Here is a 12,422-nt window from a genome sequence, read left to right on the forward strand (position 1 = left end):
GGAGCCCGCATGTCCACCGATTCCAAGTTGCGCCGCGATGCCCGCAAGCGCGCCGCCGAGCGCCAGCGCAACCAGGCCGCCGCCAATCCCGCGCCGGTCTCCCCGATCGAGGCGCATGCCGAACTGCGCGACCAGCAACGCACGCTGCTGGCGGGCATCGTCCGCCGCGACGGCGAATGGGTACTGGGCATGGATGGCCGCATCGCCGGCGAAAGCACCAGCGCTGCGCAGGTATTGGCGCTGATCATGCGCGCCGCCGAACTGCACGAACGCCAGGGCACGCCGGTGCGGCTGACCTATTCGGACGCGCTGAAAGACGCCGCGCACGCCGAGGCCCAGGCCGACGGCATGGAGTTCGAGCAATTCAAGACCAAGTTGAGCGAACGCTTGCAGGGGGGCACCAAGCTCAATTGAGCCACGCTCGCCGTGTGCCTTCGCTGGCGCCTTGAGGTCTGCGGCATTTAGAACGGGTCACCGGTTTGCCGTGCCAGCTGCAAGGGTGTGCAGCTGGCCGGTGTTGGATCTGCTGCCTGGCAGCTGTGTCGCGCGGCATCGCCGGCCAGCCAGCAGACCATTGTTCCCGTCCAGCGCATGGGGCCAACATCGTGGTTGGCCCCATGCGTGTCTTCGAACGCTTTCGATCGGGGATTCAGCTGCAGCCCCCCAGCGCGCAGTCTCAGCGCGCCTGCGCTTGTCGCTGCGTTTCCTGCTGCGACGCCTGCGCCTGCGTGGGGGCATCGCGCTCCGTGCTGGGTTCCAGCGCCTGCAGGCGTTGCAGGCTGTTGGCAATGGGCTCCTCCTGCACAGCCTTGGCGTCGAAGCTGCCCCGCAGATGCGCTGGCGAGTCGAGCGCTCCCTGCACCACGAACCCGCGCGCGGGATCGTTGCCGAGTAGCACGTGATCCACCCGCTGCAAGCCATTCTCGCGTGCGGCCACCACCGACCCCAAGGCCAGGCGTTCGCTGTCCATCCCGGCCGCGGGGCCGGGTGCCGCCTGCAGGCGCTCCACGGCCGCCATGCATTGCTGCAGCAACGCATGATCCGGGTGCGTTGCATCGCGCGGGTCCGGCAGCGTCGGGGTGGCGTCCGTCGGCCGCGGCAGTACGCTGGCATCCACACGCTGCAGCTGGCCGTCGTATGTCCCGTCGGCACCGTCGGCGATGCGCTGCAGCCGCTCGGCAAACCCATAAGGCGATCCACCCACATTGCGCGCCATCGCGATTGCGAACTGCTCGGGCGACTGCGACGGAGCATTGCGGTCGCCGACCAGCGCCGTCAACGCACTACCGCCGATCTTGCCGGCGTCGGCGCTGGCGCGGGTCTGCTCCAGCAGTGCCTGCATCTGCACCTGGCTGAATTCCAGCGTGGTCTTCTGCCCTGGCGCGATTGCGCCGGTGCCCGTCATCTCGCCGCTCACCGCGCTGTTGAGGGTCTGCGCGAGTGCCTCTTCCTCGCTGGCCTCGTTGCGCCCGCCCAGGCGCTGCAACAAGCCCGGCGCGGCCACATCGCCATCGATCTGGAAACGGTAGCTGCGCTGCTCCACGCGTTCGGCATCGTTGCCGTCGTACTGGCGCACGATCGTCAGCGGCACGTTGTCGCCGTACTGCAGCTGTTGCACCACGGTGTAGCCGTCCTGGCCCGGCGTGCTGATGCGCACCTGGCTGCCTTGGTTGCGGTTGCCGGCGACATCGGCGCTGAGCGGGCCCAGTTCCAGCTGCAGACGCTGCTGCGAGCTGAAATTGATCCGTTCCAGCGTCTGCATCTCATCGACGCCCGGAACGCCCGGGGCAATCTTGCCCTCGCGCACGAACGCGCCCATGGCCGCAAGCGCACGCGGATCGGCCAGGTCGAATTGCGCGCTGTGCACCAGCGACTGGCCCAGAGAGTCGGCGCGCCCGAGCAGGGCCTGCGCCGGTCCGGCCTTGATGCCCAACGCATTCACCGCCTCGATGGCCGCGTTCGGCCCGGTCACCACCCGCACGTGGCGCGCGTCGACGCGTTCGATCATGTAGCTGCGGCCGCTGGCTTCGGTGATCTCGCTCTGCGTGGTCAGCGATCGCAGGCTTGCCGAGGATTCGCGCTGCACAAAAGTCTGGGTGTCCATCACCGCGCGTGCGCCGATCGGAAGGCTCTCCGGCTGCAGCGGATTGACTCGCCTGGCGGCTTCCAGCGGTTGATCGACACCGGGCAGTGTCACTGCGTAGCGCATGCGCTGCCCGGCACTGGCGCCTGCCTCGATGCTCAGCTTGCTGTCGCCCAGCTTGGATTGCAGGCTTTGGTGCTGGCCGGTCTGTGAATCGGCCTCAAGGCTGAAGGTGGTGGTCTTTGCATCGGCATCGCTGAGCATGCCTGCGCTCAGCGCGCCGCCGCGACGCAGGCTGGCCTCGCCCAGTGGCTGCGTCGGGCTGCCGCTGCTTTGCTCGCTGGTCTGCGAATATTTGGCCGACTGCTCTGCCGGGGTGACCGAGACGGTGCCGCTTCCCACCTTTACCGCGTATTCGCTGTTGGAGCTGCTGTAGGTCGGGTCGAATGCGCGATCGTTCGCATCGTCGATGAACTGCGTGTTGCGGTCCACATCGCGTGCGTCCGGGCCGGTCGAGGCGTTGCTCATTAGAATGCTTCCTGCATGCTGCGCCTGTGCAGCGGGCGCGCAGTATATCGCCGGCGTTTTAGGCGTTTATCAAAGGAACGTTAGGCGGCGGCCCTGGTGACGGCCGCCGCATGCTGCATGCCGCAGCGGCAGCGGCGCGTCAGTGCAGCGCGGCAGGCGCAGGCGCGTTGCTCGCGGCAGCAGGCGCAGTCGCCTGCCACCCGCACATCTGCCCCTGATTTTGCTGCTTCAGCCACTCGCTCATCGGCGCGAAATATTCCAGCATCGGGCCGGCGTCGAGTCTGTCGTTGCCGGTGAGTTCCTTCAACGTGGTCTGCCAGGGTTGACTGGAACCACGCTGCAGCATCGACCAGAACTTCTGCCCGGCGTCCTTGTTGCCGTAGAAGCTGCATGCGTACAGCGGGCCCTGATGGCCGGCGGCCTGACACAGCCCCTTGTAGAACTGGAATTGCAGGATATGCGCCAGAAAATAGCGGGTATAGGGCGTGTTGCCGGGCACGTGATACTTGGCGCCGGCATCGAAGAATTCTTCGCCGCGTGCGCTCACCGGCGCCACGCCCTGGTATTTGGCTTTCAGTTCCCACCAGGCCTGGTTGTAATGCTCGGGCGTGATGGAGCCGTCGAACACACCCCAGCGCCAACGGTCGATCATCAGGCCGAACGGCAGGAACGCCACCTTGCTCAGCGCCATGCGCATCTGCGAATTGATCAACGACTCGCGGCCGGTCTGTTGTTCGCCCACCATGCCGATCGACTGCAGGTACTTGGGCGTCATCGCCAGCACGATGGTGTCGCCGATCGCTTCATGAAACCCATCGTTGGCGCCGTTCTGGAACAGCGGCGGCAACGGGTTGTAGGCCAGGTCGTAATAGATGTGGCCCAGCTCATGGTAGATGGTGGTGAAGTCTTCCTCGGTGGGTTTGATGCACATCTTGGTGCGCACATCCGCGCCGATGTTCTGATTCGGCTCGCCGCCCATATTCATGTCCCAGGCGCTGGCATGGCAAACCACATCGCGATCCAGCGGCTTGATGAACTGCGAGCGCTGCCAATACGTGTCCGGCAGCTTGGGCATGCCGAGCGAGATGTAGAAATCCTGCGCGCGTTCGGTCATCTGCTTGGCAGTGCGCAGTTGCGCTTCGCGTTCTGCGTTGAAGCGTGCGGCGGCGCCACCGTCGCCACCGGTGTTGCGTGCCAGCACGGCGGTGAGGTTGCCCTGATACTGCTTTTCCAGTGCAGAGGTGATGTCCAGGTCGCCAGCGCCGGGGTAGGGCTGCAGCAGATCCCACAGATTGCTCCAGTCCTGCTGCCACATGTTGCCCATCAGATGCGCCGGCAACAGGCCGCCGGGGAGCTCGCCCTTGTCCTTGCCGTATGGCGTGTCGAGCTTGCCGCGCGCGTAGCACTGCAACTGCGCGTACAGCGGTTTGACCTGTTCCCACAGGCGGTCGGTTTCGCTGGCCAGTTGGGCCGGCGGCATGTCGTAACCGCTGCGCCACAACACCCCGACATCGGCAAAGCCGAGCCCGCGTGCGCCCTCGTTGGCAAGCTCGACGAAGCGCTGGTAGTCCTTGCGCATGGGCTGTGCGGTGCTGTGCCAGCCCTGCCACGCGTCCAGTTGTTCGGCGTAGTCGCGGCTGCTGGCCAGCACCTGCTCCAGTTCGCCGAGCTGGCGGCAGCGGCGTTGCTCGCCTTCGCCCACGCAGTAACTGCCGGCGCCGTAATCGCCTTCCATCTTGGCGGCGATGCGGGTGAGTTCGGCCAGCTTGGCCGCATCGCGCGGTGCGGGCAGGGCGCTCATCAATGTGAGCAACTGCAGCGCACGCGCGCTGTCGGCCGACATCGGCGTGCCGGCGTACCGCTTGGATTGTTCGATCCAGCGATCCAGCTGCGCCAGCGAACGCTCGTTGGCCTTGGCCGCGAGCAGCTGCGAATCGCCGTTGATATAGGTGGACGACAGCCACTGCGCCGCGGTGGTTTCCGGATAGGCCGCCTTGTATTCGGCACTGATGCGCGCAACGAACTGGTCGGCGCTTTCGGCTGGCGTGGTGTTGGTCGCGGCGGGTGTGGCCGGCGGTGCCGCATCCCGGCGGCAGGCCGACAAGCTCAAGATGCCGGCAGCCACAGCCAAGGCCAGCAACAGCAAACGAGGATTCACGGGTGGTCCTTGCAGTGAAGTCCGGCGAAGGCTAGAGCGCGCCGGGTTTCAGGGCAAGGGCCAGCGCGTGCCACGTGGGCAGTGCGGCAGCCTGGCGGCAGGCGTTGCCGATCAGCGCAGCGTCGTCCCCGTGCACTTGGCGAACAGGTCGCGCTCGGGTGCATAGACGCTGGTCTTGACCTGCATCAGCCCCAGCACCGAGGGGAACAGCGCATCCTGGTCGGTGTATTGGCCCGCACGGTGGCGCAGGCAGGTTTCATCCAAGCCACGGTCGCGCGCGAACTCCGGCGAGAACCACATCACCATGGGCACACGGGTCTGCTCCTTGGGCGCGATCGCATACGGCACGCCATGCAGGTATAGGCCTTTTTCGCCGAGCGATTCGCCATGGTCGGAGAGATAGATCATCGCCGTGTCGTAGTCCTGCAGCCCGCGCAAGGTGTGGATGGCCTGGTTAAGGAAATGGTCGGTGTACAGGATGGAATTGTCGTAAGCGTTCACGATGTCCTGGCGGCTGCAGCTACCCAGGTCGGCGGTCTTGCAGACGGGCTTGAAGCGTTCGAAATGCGCCGGGTAACGTTCGAAGTAGCTCGGCCCATGGCTTCCCAGCTGATGCAGTACCACCACGCGGTCGCCGGGTTTGGCACGCACCTGCGCCGCCAGATCGCGCAACAGGATTTCGTCCATGCAACGGCCATCGGCACACAGGCCCGGCGTAGTGGCGTCATCGAGCCTCTGGATCTCCAGCCCGTCGCAGACACCCTTGCAGCCGGACTGGTTGTCGCGCCACAGCGTGGAGATGCCGGCGTGTTCAAGTACGTGCAGGAACGATTGGTGGCCGCGGATCATGTCTTCGTTGTAATCGCGCCGGCCGTACGGCGAGAACATGCAGGGCACCGAAACTTCGGTGCTGGTGCCGCACGAATGCATGTCGGGGAAGTTGATCACCCCGGCCTGCGCCAGCTCCGGCGTGGTCTGGCGCGCATAGCCATTGAGCCCCCAGTTCTGCGCGCGTGCGGTTTCGCCCAGTACCAGCAGCAACAGACGTGGGCGGCTGCCCGCAGCGCGCGGCGTGGCCATGGCGTCGTGTTCGATCGGCTGTTTGGGCGCATGCTTGATCGGCGATTCGGATTTGAGGTTCTGCCGCAACGCCACGATGTAGTTGATCGGCGTGGCCAGGTAACGCACTTCGCGGTGATTGCGCATCAATGCGGAAATGTCCTGCGACGACAGCATGGTGCCCGCAGCGCCCGCTACCGCGACCGCCAGCAAAAATCCCACCCGCACCAGGAATGCCTTGCCCACGCTGCGCGCGCGCAGACGCGTGCGCCACAGCAACGTGGTCGGAATCAGGAAGTAGCACACCAGCGGCAGGATCAGGCCGGGCGTGAGCAGTTCGCGCGATTCCTTGTGGTCGGTATGCAGCACGTTGCGGAGCATGTCCGCATCCAGATAGACGTTGTAGCTGTCCATGTAGTGCGCGGCCAATGCGGTAGTGAACAGCAATAGCGTCAGCAGCGGTTTTGCGTTCCAGCGCCAGACCAATACGCCCAACAGCAGCGCATGCACCGCCACCAGTAGTGCCATCAGCGAGATCGCAAATCCAAGGCTGCCCGGATGCGTGGCCATCGCCGTGCGCCAGAACAGCTGGTTGCACACCAGCGCGAAAAACAGGCTCGACAGCAGCACCAGTGCTTCGGTCGACACCGTCGGCCGCGTACTCCATGTCAGCGCGCGCAGGCCACTATGCCCGCGCGGTTCCGGTAACCAGGTACTCATGCTGCGTCCCTTGATAGCAACATCACGCCAAGCGCGCGACGCGGCCGTTGCAGCATCACGCCGTACAGTGCCAGTGCGCTCACCCAGCACACCGCCAACGACCAGACATCGTGCGACAGGAAATGCGCACCGCGCAGTTGTTGCGCAACACCGAAAACGAGACCTGCTGCCAAGCCTGCGAACAAACCTGCAAAGCGCCATGCAGGACGGAGCGCCAGCGCACAGAAATACAGCGCCACCCACGCATAGCCGGCACTGGCATGGCCTGCTGGAAAACAACCGGACGCAGCAATGCCGTTGCGCGATTCGAACAGCCCGATCATTGCGTGCGTGCCGCCATAACGGCTCAGATCCCACGGGCAGTCCATCGCCGTCCACGACTTGAACAGCGACACCAGCGAGGTCGACAGTGCTACCGATGCGGCCAGATACGTCAGCGGCCAGCGCAGTGCGTTCAGACGCGGCCGGCACCACGCAACGCTGGCCAGCACCAACGCGCTGACACCGGCAGTCGTGCTCAACCATTTGCCCACGCGGTGGATCACGCCACTGGTGAACCAATGGTCCTTGAGCAGCCACTGCCCGCCTTCCAGCCGATACAGCGCGTCGGCAATCCACTGGTCGCCACCGGCGCCCATCAGCAGCGCACTCGCCAACAGCACGCAGGCCAGCGGTAGCCACAGATGCCGAACAAGAAACTGCGCCTGCACATCGCTGGCGGTATGCGCCACGTTGGGCGCATGGAGAGGAAGAGAACTCATCGAGATGTCGGCCTGTGTCAATGCCCGGCATCTTCGAAACCCGGATGTCGGAAAGCGGTCGGACCGGAGTTGCTCAGTCGTTAACCCGCTACCGAGCGTTCAGTCTGTCTCGCTGTCGCTCCCGGTTTGTTCGCTGTCGGACGCAGTGGCGATGCAACCGGCGTGCCATGCCGTGCCCGGCACCAACTGCCATTGATTGCGATTGGACTCGCCGATATCGATGCGTTGCGCCGGATCGACGCACGCCGGTATCGCCTGCTTGAGCACGAGTAACCAGCGTTTTTGCGGCGCCTGCGCAAGCCATGGGCCAGCGTGAGTCCATTGCTGTTCCCAACTGGCCTTGAAGCCGAAGTCGGTGACCGGGCGGTCGGCCTGCAGCAGGTTCTGCTCGCGCCAGGCCAGCATGCCCAGCTGTGCGTCCGGGCCGATGCGCTGGCCCACGCGCTGCATCAAACGCGCGGACGAACTGTACGGGTCCAGCGCCGGCATCAAGCCCAGTCCGTACACCGTCCACAGCGCGGCGGTCATCACGACCAATGCGGTGCCGGCGCGTTGGCCGCGCGACCATGCAACCGCGGCGAAGCCGACCATGCCCAGGCCGATCAACCAGAACCCCACCGACTGCAGCGAGGCCAGTTCCATCCCACGCTTCAATGCGGTGCTTTCGGCCCAGTGCAGATGCAGCGCAATGCCGCCGCCCAGCACCAGGCCGGCGACCGCGAGCAGTGCCACATAGCCGCTCAGCACCACGCGCACGCCGCGTCGGCGCAACAGCCCGGCCAGCAGCGGCGCCGCTGCAATGCACAGCGCCGGCAGCATCGGAAAGATGTAGACCTCGCGCTTTCCCGGGCTGGCGCTGAAGAACAGCAGCACCAGCACGCTCCAGGCAAGCAACAGCACATAACGCGGGTCGCCGCGCCGCAGCCGCCGCCACCAGGCCGGCAGCAACCACGGCAACAACAGGCAGCCCGGCAGCCACAAGGTGGCAATCACCTGCAGGTAGTACCAGAACGGTTTGACGTGATGCCAGGCATGCGCGTAGCGGGTGCCGGTCTGCTTGAACAACAGCTCGTGCGCGTAGGCATGCAGTTGCGGGTCGTCGCGGTGCAGCAGCGCAATGCACAGCGGCCCCAGCCACACGGCAGTGCCCGCCACGAACGCCGGCAGCACCAGCAACCAGCTGCGCCCTGCCTGCGCACGTGCCGGCAACACGCTCGCATGCGTGCGCGGCAGCGCCATCCACGGCAGCAACAGCAGCAGCGGCAGAAACCCGACGCCCTTGGTCACCGTGCCGACACCGGCGGCAAACAACCCCAGCGTCCATGCGTGCCAGTCCGGCCCGCGCAGCACATGCCGCAGCAGCCCCCACAACGACAGCGTGGTCAGCGCCACCAGCACCATGTCGATCTGCGCACGCTTGGCCATCAGCCCGAACTGCAGCACCGTGAACAAGGCCAGCACTGCATACACCGCCACGCGCCGGTTCCACAGCCGGCGCGCGATGTCCCAGGTCAGCCACAACGTGGCCAGCGCGGCCAGCAGCGACGGCAGCAGGAATGCCACCGGCCAGTGCGGCATCAACGTGTAGGTCGCGGCCTGCAACCACATGAACACCGGTGGTTTTTCTGCGTACAACTCGCTGCCACGGTGCGGCAGCAGCCACTGACCGGTCTCGACCATGGTGCGCGCGGCCAGTACGAAGCGCGGTTCGTCCGGCGGGTTGGGCTGGCGCATGCCCAGCCCCGCCAGCAGGCTGATCACGATCAACAGCAACGCGGCCAGCAGCGCGCGCTGGCGGGATGGGAAGGCAGAGATGGCAGCCGACACGCGCACGCCCTGAGTAAATGCGGGGCACACACTATCTGGCAAGTAGGTCGGAAATTTGTCGGAGCGCGCAAGCGGGTCGCACGTCGCAGTGCAGGCGTTGCAGCGTGATGGGTGCTTGAGCACAACCGATTGCGAGACGGTTCCGGCGATACCGGCCGCGTTTGGCTGGCCTCGGTTAGGATGCGCACACTGCCCCTGCCGGGCCGCCCTGGAACCCCGCTCATGCGGCTGCTGGTCATCGAAGACAACCGCAACATGGTTGCCAACCTGTTCGACTACTTCGAAGCGCGCGGCCATACCCTGGACGCGGCGCCCGATGGCGTCACCGGCCTGCACCTGGCCACCACCCAGCAGTACGACGCGCTGATTCTGGACTGGATGATGCCGCGCATGGATGGGCCGGAAGTGCTGCGCCGGCTGCGCGAGCAGCACCAGTCCGAGTTGCCGGTGATCATGCTCACCGCGCGCGACGAACTGCCCGACAAGATCGCAGGCTTCCGCGCCGGTGCCGACGACTACCTGACCAAACCGTTCGCGCTGCCCGAGCTGGAAGTGCGCATCGAAGCCTTGCTGGCGCGTGCGCACGGCCGCCGTCGCGGCAAGTTGCTGCAGGTGGCCGACCTGCGCCTGGACCTGGCCACGCTGGAAGCCACCCGCGCCGGCCAGGTACTGCACCTGTATCCGGCCTGCCGCAAATTGCTCGAAGTGCTGATGCAGGCCAGCCCGGCGGCGGTGACGCGGCAACGCCTGGAGCAATCGTTGTGGGGCGACGACCCGCCCGACGGCGACATGCTGCGCTCGCATATCTATGAGTTGCGTCGCAGCGTGGATGGCCCGTTCGCGCAAAAACTGATCCACACCCTGCCGCGGCTCGGCTACCGGCTGGCGCAGCTGGATGCGGCCGAGCCGCTGGGCGCAGGCGACTGCAGCGATGTCTGAACAGCGCCCGTTGGGTCGCCGCGTGCTGGTGTGGTTGTTCGGCTACACGCTGTTGATGACGCTGGCGGTGTTCGGCACCGCGCAGTACTTGCACGAACGCGCCGAACACGGCGTGTGGCGCTCGCTATTGAATTCCGAACTGGACAGCATTCTCGATCGCGGCGCGCAGAACCCGGATTACCACTGGCAGGACTCGGACACCTTGCGGCTGTATCGCGTCGATGGCAGCGCGGGCGTGCCGCCGGTACTACGCACGCTGCATCCGGGCCTGCACGACGAACTGGAGATCGCCGGCCGCCAGAGTGCGGTGATGGTGCGCGACACCGCGCAGACCGGCCGTTTGGCCCTGGTGTTGGACATCACCGATTTCGAAGCGCTGGAAAAATTCCTGACCCGCTGGATGCTGGCCGCCGGCATCGCGCTGATCGGCATCACCCTGCTGATGGGCACCTATGCGATGGCCCGGCTGGTGCGCCCGCTGGTCGAACTGGCACGCGACATCGGCGCGCTGCGCCCGGAGCAGCGTGCGCAGCAGATTGCAGTGGGGCCGCAGGGCAGCGCGGAGCTGTACGTGATCGCCGATGCGCTCAACGATTACCTCGCGCGCAACAGCAAGTTCGTCGAGCGCGAGCGCGCCTTCATCGACAACACCAGCCACGAATTGCGCACGCCCGTCGCGGTGATCGGCAATGCGGTGGAACTGGCGCTGGAACAACCCGGCACGCCGCCGGCGGTGCGCCATCAGTTGCAGCGCATCGCGCAGACCAGTGCATCGGTCGAACAATTGATCACCTTGCTGCTGGTGCTGGCCAAGGATCCGGGCCGGCTGGTGCGCAGCAGCGATACGTTGCGGTTGGATCAGTTGCTGCCGGACATCGTGGCCGACCACACGCATCTGTGCGCCGACAAGGACCTGCAACTGGTCATTGACACGCTGCCGCGGTGCAGCCTGGTCGCGCCGGTCGCCATCGTGCAGACCGCCATCGGCAACCTGCTGCGCAACGCCATCGAAAACAGCGACCGCGGCATCATCCGCATCGCGTTATCCGCACCCGGCGTGGTGCGCATCGCCGACCCTGGGCATGGCATGACGCCGGAAGAGATCAGCGCCATCTATACGCGTCTGGCACGCGGCAACGCACGCCAGGGCAGTGGCATCGGGTTGGAACTGATCGGGCGCTTGTGCGAACACCTGGGCTGGCGTCTGCAGCTGGATTCCAACGCAGGGCAGGGCACGGTGGCCACGCTGGATCTTTCCGGTGCCACTGCGGCCGCACACTGACAGCGGCTCACACCACGGCTGCGTTCACCGCCGGGCGGTACGCGGCCACTACCCGCTGCGGCAGGTATCACTCGAACACTGCGCTTGCTGCGTGCCGTCCACGCCTGACTGACGACTGCTCGTAACAGGTTGATAGCCGCTGTAAGGCGCAGCGCAGGATCAGGCCGGCAACAAGCCGCGCGCATCCAGCCAGCTGCGCGCGTTTTCCGCGTCCTGCTCGAACCAGGCGCGCGTGGAACCCAGGCGATAGGTATAGCCCCAGCTGTCCATATCGGCCATCAGGCGCGCGCTGCCCACACCGGGCAACTGCTCGGCCAGCAGAATCTGCAGGTAACAGGTGGCGTCTTCTTCATCCACCGAATCGGTGGCGTCGGTATGCACCGCGGCGCGTTTTTGCGCCGGCAGCACGATCAGATGTCCGGCTTCATGCAGGAGCGAATGCACCGGCGTGTCGTCGCGGACATACACATCGCAGCCGATGATGCCCGCTTCCGGTTCGCCCCAGAAACTGCCCGGGATCGCTGCGCCTGCCTCCACACGGTGCAGGCGCAGGCCGTAGCGCGCAAGCAGCGCGGCAGGGGCGTCCAGGCCGATATCGGCCACGCACAGCACCGCGGACGCATCGGATGTGGCAACAGGATGGGAGGTCACGCGCAATCGCTCGCGGTCGGGCGCGCTGCAAGGGCGCGCAATGGGGCAGATACCAAAACGGTACCGTGCGAACACGGTACCGTCGTGATGCTGGTGCGGCGACTGCCACACAGCGCGCGCGCCGATGGCCTGCACGCTGGCGGCCATGGCCGCGCTACTTGTCGCCTTCTTCCGGCAGCGCGACGGAAATATCCAGCACGTCATGCTCGCCGTCCTTGACCAAGTCGACCCGCACCGCATCGGCGTCGATGTTGACGTACTTCTTGATCACTTCCAGCAATTCGCGCTGCATCAGCGGCAGGTAATCCGGCCCGCCGCGGTGGTTGCGCTCTTGGGCAATGATGATCTGCAGGCGGTTCTTGGCGGTCTCGGCGGTGTTTTTCTTGGCCTTGAGAAAGTCGAATAGTCCCATGC

The 12,422-nt window shown here is 65.8% G+C and carries 10 protein-coding genes and 1 other RNA gene; 4 read left to right on the top strand and 7 right to left on the bottom strand.

The features are described from left to right. Positions 1–9 precede the first annotated feature (9 nt). Entirely contained in the window at positions 10–414 is a 405-nt protein-coding gene (locus tag M3O59_RS06015; protein ID WP_116904668.1) for a hypothetical protein, read from the top strand. 262 nt (positions 415–676) lie between these two features. Here the strand turns inward: M3O59_RS06015 and M3O59_RS06020 are convergent, their stop codons facing one another. The 5 genes from M3O59_RS06020 to M3O59_RS06040 all read right to left on the bottom strand — a co-directional run bounded on the left by M3O59_RS06020 (position 677) and on the right by M3O59_RS06040 (position 9,142). Continuing rightward, positions 677–2,611 carry an XVIPCD domain-containing protein gene (locus tag M3O59_RS06020; RefSeq protein WP_116904669.1) on the bottom strand — a complete coding sequence of 645 codons (1,935 nt, stop codon included), beginning with the start codon at positions 2,609–2,611 and terminating at the stop codon, positions 677–679. Between the two features lie 139 nt (positions 2,612–2,750). Beyond that, the gene (locus M3O59_RS06025) at positions 2,751–4,769 is read right to left on the bottom strand and encodes a M2 family metallopeptidase (RefSeq protein ID WP_116904670.1); all 2,019 of its coding nucleotides are present in this window, start codon (positions 4,767–4,769) and stop codon (positions 2,751–2,753) included. Positions 4,770–4,880: 111 nt separating this feature from the next. Beyond that, positions 4,881–6,548 (bottom strand): phosphoethanolamine transferase, encoded by a 1,668-nt coding sequence (locus tag M3O59_RS06030; protein WP_116904671.1) that lies wholly within the window; start codon positions 6,546–6,548, stop codon positions 4,881–4,883. Beyond that, complete coding sequence (locus M3O59_RS06035) at positions 6,545–7,309, bottom strand: phosphatase PAP2 family protein (protein ID WP_116904672.1); 765 nt, start codon at positions 7,307–7,309, stop codon at positions 6,545–6,547. Before M3O59_RS06035 ends, M3O59_RS06030 begins: the two co-directional genes overlap by 4 nt. Positions 7,310–7,408: 99 nt before the next feature. After that, a complete protein-coding gene (locus tag M3O59_RS06040) occupies positions 7,409–9,142 on the bottom strand; it encodes an ArnT family glycosyltransferase (RefSeq protein ID WP_064632321.1) in 1,734 nt (577 codons plus the stop codon). A gap of 216 nt (positions 9,143–9,358) precedes the next feature. On the opposite strand from M3O59_RS06040, the gene M3O59_RS06045 reads away from it, so the two are divergent. The 3 genes from M3O59_RS06045 to M3O59_RS06055 all read left to right on the top strand — a co-directional run bounded on the left by M3O59_RS06045 (position 9,359) and on the right by M3O59_RS06055 (position 11,495). Further along, entirely contained in the window at positions 9,359–10,075 is a 717-nt protein-coding gene (locus tag M3O59_RS06045) for a response regulator transcription factor (protein WP_064632318.1), read from the top strand. Continuing rightward, complete coding sequence (locus M3O59_RS06050) at positions 10,068–11,357, top strand: sensor histidine kinase (protein ID WP_116904751.1); 1,290 nt, start codon at positions 10,068–10,070, stop codon at positions 11,355–11,357. The genes M3O59_RS06045 and M3O59_RS06050 overlap by 8 nt, the downstream gene beginning before the upstream one ends. A gap of 62 nt (positions 11,358–11,419) precedes the next feature. Then, a non-coding RNA gene (locus M3O59_RS06055) (sX9 sRNA) lies at positions 11,420–11,495 on the top strand. Between the two features lie 21 nt (positions 11,496–11,516). Here M3O59_RS06055 and M3O59_RS06060 read toward each other — a convergent pair. Together M3O59_RS06060 and minE are read right to left on the bottom strand one after the other, a co-directional pair. Beyond that, a complete protein-coding gene (locus M3O59_RS06060) occupies positions 11,517–12,014 on the bottom strand; it encodes a hypothetical protein (RefSeq protein WP_095522341.1) in 498 nt (165 codons plus the stop codon). A gap of 148 nt (positions 12,015–12,162) precedes the next feature. Continuing rightward, the gene (gene minE / locus M3O59_RS06065; RefSeq protein WP_064632314.1) at positions 12,163–12,420 is read right to left on the bottom strand and encodes a cell division topological specificity factor MinE; all 258 of its coding nucleotides are present in this window, start codon (positions 12,418–12,420) and stop codon (positions 12,163–12,165) included. Between the last annotated feature and the right edge of the window lie 2 nt (positions 12,421–12,422).

Source organism: Xanthomonas nasturtii, from assembly GCF_023337365.3.
Classification (GTDB): domain Bacteria; phylum Pseudomonadota; class Gammaproteobacteria; order Xanthomonadales; family Xanthomonadaceae; genus Xanthomonas; species Xanthomonas nasturtii.

Coding starts and splice junctions, on each gene's coding strand:
- M3O59_RS06015 (WP_116904668.1), top strand. CDS start 10: ATGTCCACCGATTCCAAGTTGCGCCGCGATGCCCGCAAGCGCGCCGCC.
- M3O59_RS06020 (WP_116904669.1), bottom strand. CDS start 2,611: ATGAGCAACGCCTCGACCGGCCCGGACGCACGCGATGTGGACCGCAAC.
- M3O59_RS06030 (WP_116904671.1), bottom strand. CDS start 6,548: ATGAGTACCTGGTTACCGGAACCGCGCGGGCATAGTGGCCTGCGCGCG.
- M3O59_RS06035 (WP_116904672.1), bottom strand. CDS start 7,309: ATGAGTTCTCTTCCTCTCCATGCGCCCAACGTGGCGCATACCGCCAGC.
- M3O59_RS06045 (WP_064632318.1), top strand. CDS start 9,359: ATGCGGCTGCTGGTCATCGAAGACAACCGCAACATGGTTGCCAACCTG.
- M3O59_RS06050 (WP_116904751.1), top strand. CDS start 10,068: ATGTCTGAACAGCGCCCGTTGGGTCGCCGCGTGCTGGTGTGGTTGTTC.
- minE (WP_064632314.1), bottom strand. CDS start 12,420: ATGGGACTATTCGACTTTCTCAAGGCCAAGAAAAACACCGCCGAGACC.